This window comes from Bradyrhizobium sp., assembly GCF_047605465.1.
Lineage (GTDB): Bacteria > Pseudomonadota > Alphaproteobacteria > Rhizobiales > Xanthobacteraceae > Bradyrhizobium.
The window spans coordinates 70,859-90,193 of record NZ_JASGFS010000010.1 but is presented as its reverse complement, the minus strand read 5'-3'; the positions used below and the strand labels follow the sequence as shown (position 1 = coordinate 90,193).

The window sequence follows — 19,335 nt, the reverse complement described above, 5'->3', positions numbered from 1 at the left end:
GCCAGACCAGCGTGCCGACCGCGATGAGCGCCATTGTGATCAGCGTGCGCCGGCCGATGCGGTTGATCCTGTTCATGACCAGCGAAGAGATCAGGCTGATCGTCGACGCGCAAGCTCTCGATCGAGAGCAGTTCGACCTCGGCGCCGGCGCGGACAATGGCCCTGGTGATGCCGCGCGCCGCGCGGTCCTCGAGGGTGCCGGCGATCGATCCCGTTCGGCCGCGAAGGCGGCCGGCGATGATAACGACGGGGGTTCTCAGGAGGCGGGCGCGGGGTGAAGCTTGACGTCGACGCGACCGTGATAGGGGCCTTTGACGGTCGGCTTGACCTCGACCAGACCCTGCTCGAGCAGTTTCTCGCGGCGCGATTCCGTGAGGGCTTGCCAGGAGGCGACGACCAGTTCGGGCGCTTCGCCGGTGACCTGTTCGGGAGTGGCCGGCGACACCGACACGTAGCCAAGGCCGACGAAGGTCTCGCGGAATTTGCCCTCGCTGGAGGCGCGGACCTTCAGCTCTGTTTTGATCGCGTCAATGCGATCGAAGGTGAGGCGGTTGGCCGACTGGATCTCGAGCAGCTCGCGGCAAAGCTCGAGGCGGGTCTTTGGCTTTGGCGGCTTGGCCATGGCTGTCCTGCGGCGCGCGGAACGCGGAAAAAAGGCTGCGCGCAACGGCAAAATATTCCATAACGCGTTAAGGGATGTTTACCCGGCCGCCCGCCTGGCCCGCCATTTGTCCCGCCCGTCCTCCTTCCGGATTCGCGGCGGCGGTGGCAGATGCCGGTTCAACGCCCGAAGGACGGCGACCCGTGCCTGCGGGAGGAAACCGCGGCCCTCGGCAGCGTCGATCAGCGTTTGGGTCGCCAGGCGCCAGGCAGGGTGCTCCTGCTCGGCCGGCGGCAGCTGCAAATTTTGGCGAATCGGCGGAAGCTTCGCCTGGCACCCAAATTGGAGACCCCATCATGAATGGCCCGGTATTCGATAGCACAGGGAAACAGGTCGCCATGCGTATAGGCAACGAAGTCTGGAGCGTCGATCGGAAGAAGGTCTATCGCGTCGATGCGTCGGGAAACCTGTGCGACGCGAAAACGGGCAAGATCAAAGGCCATCTCGTCCCAGGAGGAGCTTTGATGGCAGATGGAAGGCCGCCCGCGCCGCAGACGCTGTTCTAGCCGACCGTAGGAAGCCGCGCTTCACGACATTTCCTGCAGGCAACGCTGGCACATCACGGTGCCGTCGTCGCGGTTAATGGTGCAGGCGATCTTCTCGCCGCTGGCATCGTACCCGACGCCGAGCTGCCTGTAGAAGGCGGGGACCGAGATATCGCAGGCGGTCATCGCGCGCTTCGTCGTGATATGCAGCCAGTGCAGGCTGGTGGGCGCGGGCGCCGGCGGCTCCTCCACGACCGGCGGCGTAGCGGGCAGGGGCGCCGGCGGCGCGGCAAACATGTCCAGTTGCTCGGTCATCGCCCCTCATCCTCTCCGATGGCAGTGACGCGGTCGCCATCAATGTGTATTGGAACGCGATGGCCGTCGTCATGGCGAACCTCGACTAAGGTGCTATTCGGCTTGGTCTCGGATGCGTTCTGCCTTTGCGCCTTCACGATATCGAGGCGCCGCTCGATTTCTGCCCCAGCATGCTGCTTCCAATCCGCCCCGTGCTCGAGCGCCAGGCGAAGAAGCCAGAAGAGGATGAAGGCCTGTTCGCGCTCCATTTTCGGTGGGATGTCCTCGCCGCTTTCGCGGAAAAGGTGTGCAATCGGCGTGGTGCGGAAATTCGGCATGCCGAGGATCTCGTCGATCTCCGGCGTGATGGTTTCTGGAAACGTCAGTTGCGTCATGCGGCTTCCTCGGTTCGGTTGATGAGGGCTTGGAGTTCGTCGGCAATGCCGTGGGCAAGCTCCGGAGCGGAATTGCCGAATTCGTAGGATCGCAGTGCGTGCAGCGCCGCGGTGAGCGTCTTCACGATCTCCGCGTGAGCGTTAACGTAGATGATTAGGCGATGGGCGAGATCGAGCGCGCGATCGCACTCGATGGTGATCGTCTTTTCTTCCTCGCCGCCGATGATCAGCACGGCCTCGTCGAAGGGCGAACGGTGATGATCGGACAGTTCGAGCTGGGGCAGGGCCATCACAATTCGCCCTCCGGCCGATGAGACGTGTTTAGCTGCTCGGCGCGACGACAGCCGATGCAGATCTCGTGATGATGTCCGGTTGCCAGCTGCCAGACACTGGTCCCGCCTCGCCCCAGCGTGAACGACTGGCCGCATGCCGTTTGAGCCAGCGAGCGCGAATGACATGCCACGATATGAACGAGGCCCCCCCGGTCCGTCAGACGATCGTGCGACACGGTTTGCGTCGGCGAGTGTCGGGTTTCGTCGGTCATTGGAATTTCACTCCCGTTACGGGCGTTGCACCGCGATCGGTCTTGGCGCAGAATTCCCACGGGTGATCCGGCTCGCTGGCATTCGCGCCCTGATCCCCGATCCAAAAACGGCGGACCTCGAGATTGCTGTGGAAACAGGCATCATTCCCGATCGACGCCGTGCGCATCTCCTTCTTGCAGGCAGCGAATTCAGCGTGCGTAGGTCGTGCGAATGCCCCCAGAGAAAGATGGCCCAGAGGGCGCCGTCGACGTCGTAATAGGCGTTCCACTGCCGCGGCTTCGTCATCGCTCTCCCTCCGGCTGGTGGTGACAGTTAGTTAGCTGCTGATCGGAGAGCTCGCCTTGGAGCAGAGGGGGCATTCCGCGCGCTCCGGGCATGCCATTGTGCTCGCGGCCACCAAGCAGTCGGCCAGCGCGCTTCTTGCCGACCTCAAACATCAACATTGCTTCGGCGCCGGCAGCATAGACGCCGGCCCCAAATCCGCGATGCTGCGAGCCGTCGGCGTGCATTACCAACTGATCGACGTTGCAGCGGCGCGACGCATCAGGATCGCGCTTCGGCGCCGGATGGTACAGAGTGTCGATAAATGCGTCGTTGGTGGCACATACCGGCACCCACGCGCCCCACTGCTTGAAGTGGAAGGCGACGCCGGCGTCGGTGCATTGCCGCTCGATCGAGGTCGGCCAGGCCGGGTGCATCGGGCGCGCGCCGTCGCCACTCTCGCCGCCGACAATCACCCAATCGAGGCGCGACCAGCCGGAATATGCCGGGTTCACCGACAGACCGCTTAGCGCATCGAGTGTCTGCGCTCCGCCGGGGTGCAGCGCGCCAAGGTCGATCGGGCCAAGGAGTGGCTCGAGAGAGACGAAGCGCACGGCCGCCGGCGTTGCGAGCAGATAGGGAATGCGCTCGCTTGCCTCCTGTTGACGCTCGGCGGAGACGCCGAGCCAGACGTTCAGGAGCGGCCAAGATTGAAGCGTCTCGCTGACGTGCTTCAATCCGAAGGCATCGCGAAGAACTTCGATCGAGAGATAGCCCTTCGCTCCCGGTGCAAGCTTCGCGGCCCAGAGCTTGTGTGCTGCGAGTGCGATGCGTTCGCCAACGTCGTCGTCGGTGAGATATTCCCGCATGCGCTGCGCGCGCTTCGTGAGCACCTGGAAGGTGTGGCGAGGCGCCAACGCCATGACCGCGAACACCTGGTCGATCCAGTTGTCCGGCACGCTCTCGTGGAAAAGATCGCCGTGGGCGCAGACGAAAATCATGCGCGGCCGCGACCACGCCAGCGGTTGGAGCAGCCACTCGCCATTGAAGCGCACCTTGCCGTTCCAGACGGGGCCGGCGTTGCTCTCTTCAGTCAGACCCTTGCGGGATGGATGATTTCGCAGTCGCGTGCCGGCAAGCCCCATCGCATAGCAGCGCTTGCAGCCAGGCGAGAGGACGCTGCATCCGGTGATGGGATTCCAAGTCGCGTCGGTCCACTCGATTTTGGAATTTTCGCTCATGGGAAAAGGCTCTCGCCGGCGCGCACGCTGCCAGCCGCGGGATAGGTGATGAAGCCGAGCGTGCGCAGCCGGCCGAGATTGTTGGCGAAGCTCGAGGACGTCGGGGACGCACCGACGCAGGCCGCGAGCTCGTCCTTGCCGAGGTGGTTGGGGTAGTGTTCGGCCGTGGCCGCCAGGATCCGCATTTGCGCCGGCGGAAGCACCGCGCCAATTTTTTGCATAATTGCATCATGCGTCGGCGCGTCCGCCGGCGGCACCGCGACGGCGTCGCCTTTAGCTGTGAGCCCAACTTCGCCCGGGGCCGGGTAATCGATTAGCCCGGCCGATCGCAGCGCCCCGAGATTGTTCGCGTAGCTCGAGGACGTCGGCGAGGCGCCTGCTAGGATGGCCACCATGTCCTTTGCAATGGACGGCTTGCCGAGCGAGGCGGCCCAGGCGATCGCGTCGAGGACCTTCTGTTTTGCCGGCGATAGATTGCCATCGCCACCCGCAGGCGCAGGCTTTGGCTGACGCGGTACCGGGGAAGCACCCGGCTCGCGCTTCGGGGCGTCCACGGGGGTTTGCTTGCCCGTCTGCTGGCCCGATTTCTGGAGCTCCTTTTCGACGATCTCCCGCTGGCCTTTGGTGTCCGCGATCGCGCGCTCGAGCGCGATCCCGATCGCACCGAGGTGCTTGCCGAATACCCCGTAGGATGCCGAGCACCAGTCGAGGCCGCGTCTGAAGCCGGCCGCTTCGCCTTCCTCGCGACCGATGCGTCGCTCATCCGCCAGCTGCGTCACGGCCGGCGCCATGTCCCCCGAGCCCTGCGCCCTCCGGAGTTGCTGCTCGAGCTCGGCGATGCGTTTCTGCAGAACTTTCGGATCCTTGGCCGCGGCCTCGGTTTTGACCTTGGCGAACTGCGCCTGCAGCTTCTCGACGTCGATCGGCGAGAGACGCTTGGTCGTTCGGCCGGCCGCCTGCGGTTTGCTGGAGTCGTAGCTCGCCGGCATGGGGAACTGGACGCGCTTGAGGAAGTGCGCCTCCGGAGACCAGCACCAGGCCTCGCCCGCCTTGAGCGAGGGCAGGGACGCGATGATGTCCTTCCCCGTTTCCTTGTCGGCCTGGTCCGCGATCCATTCCTCGATCGCCTTGCGGTCCTGCGGCGCGATCAGCCTCATTGCGAGCAGCGTCTCGACCTGGGTGAGGCTGTCCTTGTGCAGCTTGGCCGGCCGCTGGCTGATCAGCACGATGCGCAGGCCACAGGATCTGCCGAGGCTGATCAGATTGTTGGCGGCATGCAGCATGTCAGGCATCGCGCCGGCGCCACGCGTGCCCGCCTGCGGTGCGAAGAGGTGCGCTTCGTCGATCACCAGGCGCAGCGGCCCCTTATTGGTCCGCAGAATTGCGTCGGCGAAGTCAGTGAAGAACCGCATTCGCTCGCTGGTCTTGAGCAGCTTGGTGTCGAGGATCACCGGCGTATTGGTGCTGCCGATCGCCTCGGCCATCATCTCGCCCTGGGTGGCGGCGAGCGGGAAGTCACCATGGTCTCCGCCGAAGACATAGATTGGGAACCCGGGCGTCTTGCCGTCCTGGGCCAGGCGCAAACCCCACCAGGCGCCGGTGGGGTCGATGACCGCGACGCGGCCGCCAGCGGTGAGCTCGGGCTCGACGATCGCGCTCTTGGACGTGGCAGTTTTGCCGCTCCCAGTCTTGCCGAGGACAGCGATGTGATGTTCGAGGGCGGATTTCGGGATGGGACTGCGCGCGCTCATGCGGGCTCCTTGAGAAGATGCGCCGCAAATCCGGGCGCCGGAACGCTGATAGGGGAAGGGTCGGTATCGCCGCGGCGAAGCCATCCGATGCGGGGCTTCTCGACATAGCCGCGCTCCCAGACCAGCCACGCGAAGTCGGTTGTGCCGTTACCGACGCGAGGCTCGTTGGCGCGATGGCCCGGCGGCATTGAGGGCCGAGGAGCGAGCAACCAAATCTGGCGGAGCGGCGTCCGCGATAGCCAAATCGATCTCGCCTCGGCGTTGATCCAAGCCGACGGCAGGAGAATTGCGACTTTCCGATCCGCGAGATTGAGCGCATGGCCGACGAAGGCCATTGCGAAGCGGAAGGGCACGTTGCTGACAACGTTCTCGACGAAGCGCGTTTGCTCGAAGAAATTTCCGACCCGGAAGCTAGGCGCGCGCTTGACGATATCGCTCCCGGTCGCGCGCAGGCCTGCGCGCCTGGCCGCGGCGATGATACGGCCACTTCCGCAGGCTGGATCGTGGATCCTGCCCTCGAACTTTTCCGCGGCGAACAACCGGTCGTCGCACCAGTCCGGTTCGATGTACCAGTCTTCCGGATGGCGATCCCACAAGCGCTTTTTATTCGAGCGCTTGCGGGCGTGCATCGAGGGCGCGTGCCTTTGGCTCACGACTTCGCGCCCTTCAACGCTAGGCCCGGTACGGGTGAATGCGGGACGTCGGCGGCGGGGTTCCGCGAGGAAAGGTTCCCGTGCTGCACTTCAAGCAATGAATCGATGATGCGCTCCACGACGCCCATCGGAGCCTCCATAAGTTCCGGTGATGTTGGAAAAACGCGACGCAACTGACGCAACAGGATGAGCGCGGGAGCCGGCTGGCTCCCGCGTTTTCAGCGACTAATCGGCTCTTCGGATTGGCCCCGAAGGGTGGGACCACTTTCGGGACCACAGCCCCCGCGGACCCCGACGGCATGAGCTGCCGCGGTCGCGAGGGTTGATCGATGCCAAAATGGAAATTGTGCAGTTGCTTCCGGGGCTAGGCCCGGGGTGACCACTGGGACCACTTTAGTGACCGCGCGGGATTCGCGAGATTCGCAAGATTCGCTAGATTCGCGGATGCGGAAAACGCCTCGGAAGTGCTTGCGGCCCAACGATTTGTCGGGCATTACCGCGCTCACGGAGACGTGGCCGAGTGGCTGAAGGCGGCGGTTTGCTAAACCGTTATAGGCTTGTAAAGGCCTATCGAGGGTTCGAATCCCTCCGTCTCCGCCAGCCCAGGATGCTGGCGCACTGATCCTCCCCACATCAAGCCTTTGGACGCGCGCCGCGGACGTTCCGTTCCGCAGGCCGACTCGGCCGCGCGATGCCCTCAGCCGAGCAATCGCGATTCTCTCAGCCATCCATGGCGACCCGTCGAGGGCGGCTGCGCGCCTCTTCTGAGTCTTCGTCCGATTCCACGATTCGAGCGCGTCGAGCCCGCAACACCATCTGCGCCGACCGAGGTCCGTCAGGCGAGGAATTTCGACGGCAAATGGAACCCGTTCAAAAACATAAGTAAAAACAGTGTGTTACAGGCGCGGTTTGATCACAACTGCGTGTTATTTGTGCAACACCCATTGGAAAACGCGCTCCATCGGCCCGTTTCGAAGCGTTCTGTTGTTGTGTGTGCAAGGACGTTCGGTAATTGTGATCGGGCGACGGAGGGGGGCATCCCGAGGTCGTCCCGTTTTAGGTGGTTCGCTTAAGTCCCTCGCGTTCATGCGGGTGTGTCCGAAGGCGCGAAGCGGCTAAGCGGTGAGTCAAAGGGACAAGGGAACCAACCTAGGGTGCTTCACCCAGCGGATCCGGAACCTTCCCTATAGAGCAACTTGGAGGTTTAACATGAAGTTGGTTAAGAGCCTTTTGCTCGGTTCAGCGGCGGGTCTGATCGCCGTTGGCGGAGCACAGGCAGCCGATCTCCCCGTAAAGGCCAAGGCGGTCGAATACGTGAAGATCTGCTCCCTGTACGGAGCCGGATTCTACTACATCCCGGGCACCGACACCTGCATCAAGCTGGGTGGCTATCTGCGTGCTGAAGTCGCGCTGAACTCGAACAGCGTTTACGGCACCCAGGCTGGCGCTCCCGCGAGCGCTCGCAATCGCCTGAGCAACTACTACACGATGCGCGCTCGTGAAGATCTCAACATCGACACGCGCACCGCCACCGAATACGGCGTTGTCCGTACCTTCTTCGATGCCACGTTCTCGTGGACGTCGGGCGGCTATCAGGGCACGGGCTCGGCCACGGGCGCGACTGCCTACACCGGCACGCTCGCTCTCAACACGGCGGGTGCGTCTCCGGCGCTGGTCGGTTCGACGATCAACCCGACTGACGGCGGCACCTCGGGCGGTTCGCTCGGCGTGTACTACGCCTTCATCCAGTTCGCTGGCTTCACCATGGGTAAGGCCGTGTCGCAGTTCGACGCGCCCTGGACCAACTATCCCGGCAACAACTTCGACGGCCTCGTCGGCGGCAGCGGCACGGTCACTGGTGTCAACCAGTTCACCTACACCGCTGACTTCGGTCAGGGCGTCACGGCTTCGTTCTCGGCTGAAGACGTGTCTGCTTACTACCAGGCGGGCAACCTCAACCTGAGCGGCGCTGCTGGTCTCACCGGCATCACCGGTGCTGCTTACGGTTCCAACGCCATCGGCGGCACTCGTTCGCCGAACCTCGTTGGTACGGTGCGTGTCGACCAGGCTTGGGGTCTGTTCCAGGCGTCGGTTGCGGCGCATGACAACCACGTTGCCTACTACGGCGCGACCGAAGACACTGGCCACCCCGACGACAAGTGGGGCTGGGCGGTTCAGCTCGCTCTGTCGATCAAGAACATCCCGACCGGCGCTGGTGACACGATCAACGTGTCGGGCGTCTACACGGATGGTGCGACTCGCTACAACTTCCAGAACCTGGCTGGTAGCGCGTTCACGATGTACGGCAGCTCGAACATTGCCTACGCCAGCGTCGGCGCAGCCAACGCTCCGGACACGGTTTTCATCGGCGGCACGACCAAGTCGCAGCAGGAAAGCGTGAAGACCTGGGGCTTCCGTGGTGCTTACACCCATAACTGGGATCCGTACTGGAACACCTCGATCTACGGTGCTTACGCTGCGGCTCAGTTCGGCTCCATGGCCAAGAACTACCTCTGCGGCCCGACCGGCGTGATCTCGGCTGTTGCCGGTGTTACCTCGTGTAACCCCGACTTCAACATCGGCCAGCTCGGTATCATCACCCGCTGGACCCCGGTCAAGAACCTCACGTTCTCGGCTGACCTCGTCTGGACCAACCTCGACCAGAAGTACTCCGGTGTTGTGACCACCACCGCGATCTCTGGCACGAACGCCAAGCCGGCCGCGACCTACGAGCTGAAGGATCAGAACTCCCTGACCCTGCTGCTCCGCGCCCAGCGCAACTGGTAAGTTCGGTCTAACGACCTGACAGAGCCCCGGCGGGAAACCGCCGGGGCTTTTCTTTTTGCCGGTCTTGTTCGGCCCGCGTTGTCTTTCCCCCATCGTGCCGACCCCGATCTTGCCCGTTCGGCTGGCGGCTTTCATTCGCGACCCAGGGCGTCGGACGCGCGAGGGGGCGGGGCCTCTGGTTCTCCGATCGCTCTCATCTTGCCTGCATCCCTGGCGAGGGCGCATCTACGGCTCTATCCCCGGCCGCGAATCCACCGCGTGCTTCCGCTGACGGGGCGCGGCCCCACGCACGATCTGCCGGACTGCCTCCGCGGCATCCGATCGATGGATGTGATCCGTGCCGGATGACGGTGGCCCGCAAGGGCGGGCAGCTTGGGGGCGCCGGGGGACGAGGCCTGAGGTCCCCGCGCGAGCGGTAGATGCTTCTCGCCGGCCAAGGCGACTCAAGGCAAGTCCAGGCAAGGTGAGCCAAGCCTATGTCTCGGACGTTGCGTCCGGCCGCTGACCCTGTGCGCGATCTAAGCCGTGCCGGCGCCGCTATTCCACGCTGCCGGTGCCGCGGCGCAGGTCGGCCTCGATCTGCAACCGCGTGCCGCCGCCGAAGCGGGCGCGATAGACCTGCAGATTCTCCATGATCCGCTGCACGTAATTGCGCGTTTCCGAGAACGGGATCAGTTCGACCCAATCGACGGCATCGACCTTCGGGTTGCGCGGATCGCCGTAGCGGTCGATCCATTTCTTCACGCTGCCGCGGCCCGCATTGTAGGCGGCGAAGGTCATGATGTAGGAGCCGCGATAATCCTCGAGCAGTCCGCCCAGCTCGGCCGAGCCGAGCGTGGCGTTGTAGACCGAATCGTTCTTCAGCCGCGCCAGGTCATAGGTCGCGCCGTGCCGCTTGCAGACGTAGCGCGCCGCGTCCGGCGTCACCTGCATCAGGCCATAGGCCTGCGCCGGCGAGACCACGGAGGGATTGAATGCGCTTTCCTGCCGCGCGATGGCATAGACGATGCTGCGCTCGACCTCGGGGCCGATCGGTGTGAACTGCGGAATGCCGTTGACCGGATAGGCGTAGAAATCGAACGGCAGCCCGCGGTTGAGCGCGGCCTTGCCGACCAGCAGCATGCCGCGGGCGTCGCTGTAGCGCTGGGCGAGCTCGCCGAGGCCCGTCAGCGCCTCGGGATCGCCGTTCTCGCCCATGTCGGCGAGCATCGGCACCGCGATCTCGCGCTCGTCGAGTTCGTACAAGAGTTGCGCCGCGCGCACGATCTCCAGTCGTTCGGCGCCGCGCCCGCGCGGCTGGCTGTTGAGCTCGATCTGCGGCAGGCCGAGCTTGGCCCGTGCGAGCTGGCCGTAATAGCTGGTCGACTGCTCGGCCGCGCGCGCATAGGCATTGCGTGCCTCCTGCTGGCGGCCCATGGCTTCCGCGGCGCGGCCCTGCCAATAGCCGGCCCGCGCCAGCGCGGTCGGATTGACGCTGCCGACGCCGATACGGGCGAAATGCTGCGCGGCGGTCGCGGGATCGTCGAGGAAGCGCAGTGCGATCCACCCCGCGGTGAATTCCTGCTCGGTCTTGTAGATGTCGCGGGAGGGGAGGGCCGCATCGCGCGCGATCAGATAGGCGCTGCGGAATTCCTCCGTGTCGATCATCTTGCGTGCCAGCAGGCGGCGCTCGATCCACCATTCGTCGAGATTGTAGAGCCGGTTCGGATCCTTCGGTGCCGACAGCATGAGCTGGGCGGCTTCCGCGAACTTCTCCTCGCGGCGCAGCAGCTGGATCTTGCTGAAGACGAATCCGGGATCGTTGTGCAATTCGCGCGGCACCGCTTCCAGCAGCGCGCGCGTGTTCGGCGCCTTCTTGTTGGAGGCGATGCGGGCCCTCGCAAGGGCGACATAGCCGGCGCCGAGGCGCTTGGCGGCACGCAGCGCCGCCTCGGTCTCGCTGCCGTAGAGCAGGGTGTCCATCCGCGCCTTCTGGTCGCCGGGCGTCAGCAGGGCGCCGAACTGGTCGAGCGCATTGTTCTCGGTGTCCTCGGACATCGGGTCGCTGCGCCAGGCTTCGCGCACCAACCGTTCGGCGTTGGCGCGATCACCGCGCGCGAGCATTGCCCTGGCGAGCGAGAAGCGGCCCTTGGCGGAGATCGGGGACTCGTTCTCGAACCACGACCATGCGACCGAGTCGTCGCGCCGGTCGTCCCACATCGCGGCCTCGAGGCGGCGGCGCAGGAAGGTCTGCGAGGGCCAGCTGGGATTTGCGGAGAGGAAGGCGCGGTAACGCTCGACGGTCGCGCCATTGTCCTCGCTGCGCAGGATGACCCATTCCGCGAGCTTTCGAGCAACGGGATCCGAGATCGTCGCCGCGGCATCGCTGGCATCGCTCTGCCTGCGCTTGCGCACGAATTCGATGACGTTCTCCAGCGTGTCCTTGTCGCCCTGGGAGGTCGACGAGGTTGCTGCGACTGCAGCGGGTGTGACCGGCTTGCGCGGCGCGGCGTGCTGGCGGGTGGCCGGAGCCAGCACGGGAGCTGGTGCCGGTCTGGCGGCCGCAGCGCTCGGCCTCACGGTCGCTGTCGCGGTCGGGGCAGCGGTCTTGGGTGCCGCAGAACCTGCGGCGGCAGGCCGCGATGTCGGTGCGGAGGCCGCGGACGCAGGCTTCGGCTTGTCCTTCGCGGCGTCCTTGCCGGTCGTCTTGCTCGTGTTCTTGCCGGCGTCCTTGGCGGGCTTCTTCGCGGCGGCGTCCTTGGCCGGCGCGGGAGCCGCACCCTTGCTCGTGCCCTTTGCCGAGTCCTTGCTCGCGCCCTTGTCCAGTTCCTTGCCGGCGCCTTTGGCCGATCCCTTGGCAGGTGCCTTCGGTGCTTCCTTGGCGGTTCCCTTGGCAGCTTGTTTCGCAGGGGCGCCGGTCCCTGCATCAGTCGCGTCATCCGACTTGGCGAAGGCGGCACAGCCGACCGACAGCCCGGCCAGCAGGCTCACGACAAGACCAACGGATCGCCATGCGGCGTGGGCGGGAGAGGTCACGGCGTTTCGTCGCCCCGAATCAGTCAAGTGGCTCTGGACCTAGCTGCATTTGATGGAATATGCGGACAAAATACCAACAGCCGCTTACCTTTGGCCGGTTTGCATCATCACCGCGGCAAAATCGCGGCCTAAACGGTGCGTCACACGGAAGCAGCCCTTTTACCGGCGGATCAGACCCGATATGAAGGGAGCTTGCTTCAAGCTTGCCGCGTACGGAGGAAGTCCATGGTAGCCAAGACGAAATTCCGGGGGTCGTTCACCGCCTTGGTTACGCCGTTCAAGAATGGCTCGCTCGACGAGGCGGCGTTCCGCTCGCTGGTCAACTGGCAGATTTCGGAAGGCACCAACGGGCTCGTGCCGGTCGGCACCACCGGCGAAAGCCCGACGCTCAGCCATGACGAGCACAAGAAGGTCGTCGAGTGGTGCATCGGCGAGGCCAAGGGCCGCGTGCCCGTCGTCGCCGGCGCCGGCTCCAATTCGACCACGGAGGCGATCGAGCTCGCAAAGCACGCCGAGAAGGCCGGCGCGAACGCCGTGCTGGTGGTCACGCCCTACTACAACAAGCCGACGCAGGAAGGGCTCTATCAGCACTTCAAGGCGATCAACGATGCGATCGGGATTCCGATCATCATCTACAACATCCCGCCGCGCTCGGTGATCGACATGTCGGTCGACACCATGAACCGCCTGTGGGAGCTCAAGAACATCGCCGGCGTCAAGGATGCCACCGCGAGCATGGTGCGGGTCTCGCAGCAGCGCGCCGCGATGGGCGAGGACTTCAACCAGCTCTCCGGCGAGGACGCCACCATCATCGGCTACATGGCGCATGGCGGCCACGGCTGCATCTCGGTGACGTCGAACGTCGCGCCGCGCCTGTGCTCCGAGTTCCATGCGGCCTGGCAGAAGGGCGACACCAAGGCGGCGCTCGCGATCCACGACAAGCTGATGCCGCTGCACAACAATCTCTTCATCGAGAGCAATCCGGCGCCGATCAAGTACGCGATGTCGCTGCTCGGCAAGCTGGACGAGACGCTGCGGCTGCCGATGGTGCCGGTCTCGGAGCCGACTCGCGTTGCGGTTCGCAGCGCGATGGTGCACGCTGGCCTGATCAACTGATATCCTAGCCAATCGGGAGCTGTTCATGGGCGTCGAGGAGAAGGGTACGCGGATGCTCAAGGAGTTCCGCGAGTTCGCCATGAAGGGCAACGTCGTCGACCTCGCGGTCGGCGTCATCATCGGTGCGGCCTTCGGCGCCATCGTCAATTCTCTCGTCGGCGACGTGATCATGCCGGTCATCGGCGCCGTCACAGGCGGCCTCGACTTCTCGAACTACTTCACCCCCTTGTCGAAGGCGGTCACCGCCACCAACTTAGCCGATGCGAAAAAGCAAGGCGCCGTACTTGCTTGGGGCAGCTTCCTCACGCTCACGATCAACTTCATCATCGTCGCCTTCGTGCTGTTCCTGGTGATCCGCGCCATGAACACGCTGAAGCGCAAGGAGGAGGCGGCACCCGCTGCTCCGCCGAAGCCGTCGGCCGAAGTCGAACTGCTGACCGAGATCCGCGATCTCCTCAAGAAGTCTTGACGCGCGCGCTTCATCCGAACTGTTAGCGTTTCACGCGCTTCTCGAGCAGGTTTGCCTGCCAGGTATTGACTGAGATGGCCGATAAGAACGAACGTCCTATCAAGGTCATGGCCGAGAACCGCAAGGCTCGCTTCAACTACGCCATCGAGGATACGATCGAGGCGGGCATCGCGCTGACGGGAACCGAGGTCAAGTCGATCCGCAACGGCAAGAGCACGATCGCGGAATCCTACGCCGACTCGAAGGATGGCGAGATCTGGCTGATCAACGCCACGATTCCCGAATATCTCCAGGGCAACCGTTTCAATCACGAGCCGAAGCGGCCGCGAAAACTGCTGCTCCATCGCCGGCAGATCAACAAGCTGATGGGAGCTGTTGATCGCGAGGGAATGACACTGATCCCGCTCAAGCTCTATTTCAACGAGCGCGGCCGGGCCAAATTGCAGCTCGCGGTTGCGAAGGGAAAGAAGCTGCACGACAAGCGCGAAACCGAGAAGAAGCGCGATTGGAGCCGGGAGAAAGGCCGGCTGATGCGGGCCAGAGGATAGCGCCATGTCCCAGAAGAATCTGCTCGAGGTCGACTGGAGTCAGATTCCCGCTCCCGCGGACGATGGCGCTGCCGCGCATCTGACGGGCATGAAGTTGCCCGCGATCAGCCTGCTCGCGACCGACGATACGTCGGTCACCCTGTCGGGACTGCCCGGGCGCACCGTGGTGTTCGGCTATCCCCGGACCGGCGAGCCCGGCAAGATCGGGCTCGTCGACGACTGGGACATGATTCCCGGTGCGCGCGGTTGCACGCCGCAGACATGCGCGTTTCGCGACCTGTTCGCCGAGTTGAAGGCCGCCGGGGCCGCCCAGGTGTTCGGTCTGTCGACCCAGAGCAATGCGTATCAGACCGAGATGGCCTCGCGTCTGCACCTGCCGTTTCCGGTCCTCTCCGACGAGAAGCTGGCGCTGACACGCGCGCTCAACCTGCCGACGATGGATGTGGCGGGGCTCACGCTGATCAAGCGAATTGCCCTGATCATCGACGACGCGCGGATCACCCACGTGTTCTATCCGGTGTTTCCGCCCGACCGGAACGCCGGCGATGTCCTGTATTGGCTGAAGGCCCATCCCGCCGGCGGCTAGTCGAGGTCGGCCTTCACCTTCGCGAACACCTTGCGAAACATGTCCGTCGTCAGCACGCCCGTATTCGTGTTGTAGCGGGAGCAGTGGTAGCTGTCGTAGAGCCGGAACGCGCCGGCCTGATGCACCGCACCGTGACCGAAGGGAGCTTGCGAGCCCTTCAGGTTCAGCGGCTTGAGGACGGTGTCATGCGCAATCCGCCCGAGCGCGACGATCGCCCGCAGGTTCGGCATGGTGGCGAGATTGGCCGCGAGAAACTGGCGGCAGGTGTTGATCTCGACCGGCAGCGGCTTGTTCTGCGGTGGCACGCAGTGCACCGCGTTCGCAATGCGGCAATCCACCAGCTTGAGGCCGTCGTCGGGCCTCGCCTGGTACTTGCCCTTGGCGAAGCCGTATTCGATCAGCGTCGCGTAAAGCAGGTCGCCGGCATAGTCGCCGGTGAACGGTCGGCCGGTGCGATTGGCGCCCTGCATCCCCGGCGCCAGGCCGACGATCAGCAGGCGCGCCTTGATGTCGCCGAACGGCGGCACCGGCGCGTTGTGCCAGGACGGCTCGCGCGCGCGGTTCGCCTCGCGAAACGAGACGAGGCGCGGGCAGAGTGGACAATCAAGATCGGGGACGAGGGTGGGGGGCTGGCGGCTCGACCGGGCCGCCTCACTCCTCGAAGTCGTCATCGCCCCTCGGCGCCATCGTGGTCGCGCGCTGGAGGAATTGCGGGGCGTGGTGGCGCGCCTCGCGCTCGCCGCGATCGCGCGGAGCGGGGCGTTCGGACGGGTCGCGGCCGAGCTTGGATTGCAGCTCGACGAGGTCGGTGAAGACGTCGGCCTGACGGCGCAGTTCGTCGGCGATCATCGGCGGCTGGCTGGCGATCGTCGAAATCACCGTGACCCGTACGCCACGGCGCTGCACGGCTTCCACCAGAGAGCGAAAATCGCCGTCACCCGAGAACAGCACCATCTGGTCGACGTGCTCGGCGAGCTCCATGGCATCCACGGCAAGCTCGATGTCCATGTTGCCCTTGACCTTGCGGCGGCCGGAGGCGTCGATGAACTCCTTCGTCGCCTTGGTGACGACGGTGTAGCCGTTGTAGTCGAGCCAGTCGATCAGCGGGCGGATCGAGGAGTATTCCTGATCCTCGATGATCGCGGTGTAGTAGAACGCCCGCAGTAGCGTCCCGCGGCTCTGAAATTCCTTCAACAGGCGCTTGTAGTCGATGTCGAAGCCCAGAGTTTTCGCTGTCGCGTAGAGATTGGCCCCATCGATGAAGAGCGCGATCTTGTTGGTAGGAGAAGGTGACATTCAGTTTGCTCGCGTAGTGTTCGTGATTAATCGTTTATTGTTGGCGCGACGGCAGCAAGCCGCGCAGTTCAAAGTGCTGCCGAAACCCGTCGAAACCGCAAATCCGGAGAAGTCGGGGCAATCAAGGTATAGTTATGGCGGTCTTCCATAGACCCGGCGCCGCCCCCGATAGCAACCCGGGAAACCACCCATCCCAGCCGTAATGTGGGGGTAGCAGAGCCGTTTGGCGAGGCCAAATCACAAATTGGCCTTGCGAAACCGCCCCGGCCCCTATAACTAGCCCGCATCATCCACATATTTCGTCCCACCTACAACGGAGCGACAGTCCATGGCTCGCGTCACCGTAGAAGATTGTATCGACAAGGTCGACAACCGGTTTGACTTAGTCCTGCTGGCCGCCCACCGCGCCCGCATGATTTCATCCGGTTCACAACTAACGGTTGACCGCGATAACGACAAGAACCCTGTTGTATCCTTGCGCGAAATCGCCGACCAGACCATTTCGCCGGAAGATCTTCGCGAAGAGCTCGTTCACTCGCTCCAGAAGTTCGTCGAGGTGGACGAGCCGGAGCCCGATACGATGCCGTTGATCGGTTCCGCAGGTGCGAGCGTCGATGCCGACGACACGGAAGTCGCCGTCGAGCGGATGACCGAAGAGGAGCTTCTGAAGGGCCTCGAAGGCCTCGCGCCGCCGGAAGAGCAGCCCGAGGAGGACGAGTAATCGTCCTGTCGCAAGCTTCGAATTCTTGTGATCTTATCAAAGGCCCGAACCCGCGTTCGGGCCTTTGCTTTTGTTGACCTTTTCGTGGTTACCATGGCGTTGTCGGTTGAGATCGCGCAGCTGTCTCCGAATTGATCGGACGCGGGCGCGATCGAGGTTAGGATGTATACAACGGGCCGTTTCATGGTCCGTTTGAAGGCAGGACGGAATGGTGTATCGGCGCCGCAGACCAACGCAGATGCTGGCCGCAACCGAATCGGTTGCCGTGGCCCCGACTGCGCCGGTGGCGCGACCGGCGAAGCCTCGCGCGCGCATGATGCGTCAATATGACCTCGTGGAGCGCGTCAGGTCCTACAATCCCAACACCAACGAAGATCTTCTGAACCGGGCCTATGTCTACGCCATGAAGGCGCACGGTTCGCAGACTCGCGCCTCCGGCGATCCGTATTTCTCGCATCCGCTCGAAGTGGCGGCTATCCTCACCGATTTGAAGCTGGACGACGCGACGATCGTGGCCGCGCTGCTTCACGACACGATCGAGGACACCGAGGCGACTCGTGCCGAGATCGACCAGATCTTCGGACCCGAGATCGGCGCGCTGGTCGAGGGCCTGACCAAGCTGAAGCGGCTGGAGCTCGTTTCGCGGGAAGCCAAGCAGGCCGAGAACCTGCGGAAATTGTTGCTGGCCATTGCCGACGATGTCCGCGTCCTCCTGGTGAAGCTCGCCGACCGCCTTCACAACATGCGCACGCTGGAATTCGTGCCCACGGAATCGCGCCGGCGCATCGCCGAGGAGACGCTGGACATCTATGCGCCGCTCGCGGGCCGCATGGGTATGCAGGAAATGCGCGAGGAGCTGGAAGACCTGTCCTTCCGCACCCTGGATCCCGAAGCCTATTCGGTGGTGATGCAGCGGCTCGATGCGCTCGCCGAGCGCAATCGCAATCTGATCGGCGAAATCGAGGCCCAGCTCTCCAACAATCTGCGCCACAGGGGCCTTGGCGCGCGCGTCTATGGCCGCCGCAAGAAGCCGTTCTCGATCTGGACCAAGATGGAGCGCAAATCCGTCGGCTTCGAGCAATTGTCGGACATCTTCGGCTTCCGCGTCGTCGTGAACGACGTCGAGTCCTGCTATCGCGCGCTCGGTATCGTCCACACCACCTGGCCGGTCGTGCCGGGGCGGTTCAAGGACTACATCTCGACGCCCAAGCAGAACGACTATCGCTCGATCCACACCACGGTGATCGGCCCTGGCAACCAGCGCGTCGAGTTGCAGATCCGCACCGAGGCTATGGACCAGATCGCCGAGCGAGGCATCGCCGCGCACGTCTTCTACAAGGAGGGCGTCGGTTCGCCGACCGAATTCCTCAAGCGCGAGTCGAACGCCTTTGCCTGGCTGCGCCACACCATCGGCATCCTGTCCGAGAGCGCCAATCCCGAGGAATTCCTCGAGCACACCAAGCTCGAGCTGTTCCACGACCAGGTGTTCTGCTTCACCCCGAAGGGCAAGCTGATCGCGCTGCCGCGTCATGCCAATGTGATCGACTTCGCCTATGCCGTGCATACCGACGTCGGCAACAGCGCGGTGGGTTGCAAGATCAACGGCAAGTTCGCGCCGCTGTCATCGGAGCTGCAGAACGGCGACGAGGTCGAGGTGCTGACCTCCGAAGCGCAATCGGCGCCGCCGTCCGCCTGGGAAACGCTGGCCGTCACGGGCAAGGCGCGCGCCGCAATCCGGCGCGCCACGCGCACCGCCGTTCGCGATCAATATGTCGGCCTCGGCCGGCGCATCGTGGAGCGCCTGTTCGAGCGCGCCAAGATCGACTACGCCGACGACAAGCTCAAGGGCGCGCTGCCGCGGCTCGCACGCACCTCGATCGAGGACGTAATGGCGGCGGTCGGCCGCGGCGAGATCAAGGCCTCCCATGTCGCGCGCGCGATGTATCCCGACTACAAGGAGGAGCGTGTCGCGCGCTACGGCGTCAAGAAGGGGCTTGCCGCCAAGCTCAAGGACAAGGCGTCGTCGGAGCCGCCGCGCAGCCCCGTTGCGATCCCGATCCGCGGCATCAATTCGGACCTTCCGGTGAAGTTCGCGCCGAACGGCGGCGCCGTGCCCGGCGATCGCATCGTCGGCATCGTAACGCCTGGCGAGGGGATCACCATCTATCCGATCCAGTCGCCGGCCCTGAAGGATTTCGAGGAAGAGCCGGAGCGCTGGCTCGACGTGCGCTGGGACATCGAGGACTCCGCGCCGCAGCGCTTCCCCGCCCGCATCAAGGTGGAGAACGTCAACGAGCCGGGAGCGCTGGCGCAGATCGCGACCGTGATCGCCGAGCACGACGGCAACATCGACAACATCAGCATGCAGCGCCGCTCGCCGGACTTCACGGAGACGACGATCGATCTCGAGGTCTACGACCTGAAGCACCTGAGCGCGATCATAGCCCAGTTGCGTGCGAAGGCGGTCGTCGCCCGCGTCGAACGTGTTAATGGATGAAGCACGCCGTTGCC

General features: G+C 64.2%; 19 protein-coding genes and 1 tRNA gene. 10 read left to right on the top strand and 10 right to left on the bottom strand.

What is annotated here, in order from left to right; all coding sequences use genetic code 11:
• Positions 1-23: 23 nt before the first annotated feature.
• On the top strand, positions 24-278 hold the full coding sequence (locus tag QM712_RS12015; RefSeq protein ID WP_415023306.1) for a hypothetical protein: 255 nt from the start codon (positions 24-26) through the stop codon (positions 276-278).
• On the opposite strand, the gene QM712_RS12010 is transcribed toward QM712_RS12015, so the two are convergent.
• The gene (locus QM712_RS12010) at positions 257-622 is read right to left on the bottom strand and encodes a hypothetical protein (protein WP_415023305.1); all 366 of its coding nucleotides are present in this window, start codon (positions 620-622) and stop codon (positions 257-259) included. The two genes, QM712_RS12015 and QM712_RS12010, sit on opposite strands and share 22 nt — an antisense overlap.
• Positions 623-957: 335 nt before the next feature.
• Here QM712_RS12010 and QM712_RS12005 point away from each other — a divergent pair, with 335 nt between their 5' ends.
• Positions 958-1,167, top strand: a complete 210-nt coding sequence (locus QM712_RS12005; RefSeq protein WP_415023304.1) for a hypothetical protein — start codon at positions 958-960, stop codon at positions 1,165-1,167.
• Positions 1,168-1,188: 21 nt separating this feature from the next.
• Here the strand turns inward: QM712_RS12005 and QM712_RS12000 are convergent, their stop codons facing one another.
• The 6 genes from QM712_RS12000 to QM712_RS11975 form a co-directional block, all read right to left on the bottom strand.
• Positions 1,189-1,461, bottom strand: a complete 273-nt coding sequence (locus QM712_RS12000; RefSeq protein ID WP_415023303.1) for a hypothetical protein — start codon at positions 1,459-1,461, stop codon at positions 1,189-1,191.
• The gene (locus QM712_RS11995) at positions 1,458-1,835 is read right to left on the bottom strand and encodes a hypothetical protein (RefSeq protein WP_415023302.1); all 378 of its coding nucleotides are present in this window, start codon (positions 1,833-1,835) and stop codon (positions 1,458-1,460) included. The genes QM712_RS12000 and QM712_RS11995 overlap by 4 nt, the downstream gene beginning before the upstream one ends.
• A complete protein-coding gene (locus QM712_RS11990; protein ID WP_415023301.1) occupies positions 1,832-2,125 on the bottom strand; it encodes a hypothetical protein in 294 nt (97 codons plus the stop codon). Before QM712_RS11990 ends, QM712_RS11995 begins: the two co-directional genes overlap by 4 nt.
• 536 nt (positions 2,126-2,661) lie before the next feature.
• Positions 2,662-3,882 (bottom strand): DUF5131 family protein, encoded by a 1,221-nt coding sequence (locus QM712_RS11985; protein ID WP_415023300.1) that lies wholly within the window; start codon positions 3,880-3,882, stop codon positions 2,662-2,664.
• Positions 3,879-5,717: a helicase HerA domain-containing protein gene (locus QM712_RS11980; protein WP_415023299.1), complete on the bottom strand. Its 1,839-nt coding sequence runs from the start codon at positions 5,715-5,717 to the stop codon at positions 3,879-3,881. The genes QM712_RS11985 and QM712_RS11980 overlap by 4 nt, the downstream gene beginning before the upstream one ends.
• Positions 5,630-6,262 (bottom strand): hypothetical protein, encoded by a 633-nt coding sequence (locus QM712_RS11975; RefSeq protein WP_415023298.1) that lies wholly within the window; start codon positions 6,260-6,262, stop codon positions 5,630-5,632. The genes QM712_RS11980 and QM712_RS11975 overlap by 88 nt, the downstream gene beginning before the upstream one ends.
• 530 nt (positions 6,263-6,792) lie before the next feature.
• Here QM712_RS11975 and QM712_RS11970 point away from each other — a divergent pair.
• Positions 6,793-6,886: transfer RNA gene (locus QM712_RS11970), tRNA-Ser, on the top strand.
• A gap of 609 nt (positions 6,887-7,495) precedes the next feature.
• Complete coding sequence (locus tag QM712_RS11965; RefSeq protein WP_415023297.1) at positions 7,496-9,073, top strand: porin; 1,578 nt, start codon at positions 7,496-7,498, stop codon at positions 9,071-9,073.
• A gap of 537 nt (positions 9,074-9,610) precedes the next feature.
• Here the strand turns inward: QM712_RS11965 and QM712_RS11960 are convergent.
• Positions 9,611-12,088, bottom strand: coding sequence for a lytic transglycosylase domain-containing protein (locus tag QM712_RS11960; protein WP_415023296.1), 2,478 nt, complete (start codon positions 12,086-12,088; stop codon positions 9,611-9,613).
• 225 nt (positions 12,089-12,313) lie between these two features.
• Between QM712_RS11960 and dapA the strand changes: the two genes are divergently transcribed.
• From dapA to QM712_RS11940, 4 genes are all read left to right on the top strand, one after another.
• Positions 12,314-13,204: a 4-hydroxy-tetrahydrodipicolinate synthase gene (gene dapA / locus QM712_RS11955; protein ID WP_415023295.1), complete on the top strand. Its 891-nt coding sequence runs from the start codon at positions 12,314-12,316 to the stop codon at positions 13,202-13,204.
• A 52-nt stretch (positions 13,205-13,256) separates the two neighbouring features.
• The gene (mscL, locus tag QM712_RS11950) at positions 13,257-13,673 is read left to right on the top strand and encodes a large conductance mechanosensitive channel protein MscL (protein WP_415023377.1); all 417 of its coding nucleotides are present in this window, start codon (positions 13,257-13,259) and stop codon (positions 13,671-13,673) included.
• A gap of 74 nt (positions 13,674-13,747) precedes the next feature.
• Positions 13,748-14,221: an SsrA-binding protein SmpB gene (smpB, locus tag QM712_RS11945; protein ID WP_027530006.1), complete on the top strand. Its 474-nt coding sequence runs from the start codon at positions 13,748-13,750 to the stop codon at positions 14,219-14,221.
• 4 nt (positions 14,222-14,225) lie between these two features.
• On the top strand, positions 14,226-14,807 hold the full coding sequence (locus QM712_RS11940; protein WP_415023294.1) for a peroxiredoxin: 582 nt from the start codon (positions 14,226-14,228) through the stop codon (positions 14,805-14,807).
• Here QM712_RS11940 and QM712_RS11935 read toward each other — a convergent pair.
• Positions 14,804-15,478: a uracil-DNA glycosylase gene (locus tag QM712_RS11935; RefSeq protein ID WP_415023293.1), complete on the bottom strand. Its 675-nt coding sequence runs from the start codon at positions 15,476-15,478 to the stop codon at positions 14,804-14,806. The two genes, QM712_RS11940 and QM712_RS11935, sit on opposite strands and share 4 nt — an antisense overlap.
• Positions 15,459-16,103 (bottom strand): NYN domain-containing protein, encoded by a 645-nt coding sequence (locus QM712_RS11930; protein ID WP_194482445.1) that lies wholly within the window; start codon positions 16,101-16,103, stop codon positions 15,459-15,461. The genes QM712_RS11935 and QM712_RS11930 overlap by 20 nt, the downstream gene beginning before the upstream one ends.
• A gap of 328 nt (positions 16,104-16,431) precedes the next feature.
• Between QM712_RS11930 and rpoZ the strand changes: the two genes are divergently transcribed.
• Both rpoZ and QM712_RS11920 read left to right on the top strand, forming a co-directional pair.
• A complete protein-coding gene (gene rpoZ, locus QM712_RS11925) occupies positions 16,432-16,824 on the top strand; it encodes a DNA-directed RNA polymerase subunit omega (RefSeq protein WP_415023292.1) in 393 nt (130 codons plus the stop codon).
• A gap of 208 nt (positions 16,825-17,032) precedes the next feature.
• Positions 17,033-19,321 (top strand): RelA/SpoT family protein, encoded by a 2,289-nt coding sequence (locus tag QM712_RS11920; RefSeq protein WP_415023291.1) that lies wholly within the window; start codon positions 17,033-17,035, stop codon positions 19,319-19,321.
• The last annotated feature ends 14 nt before the right edge of the window (positions 19,322-19,335 follow it).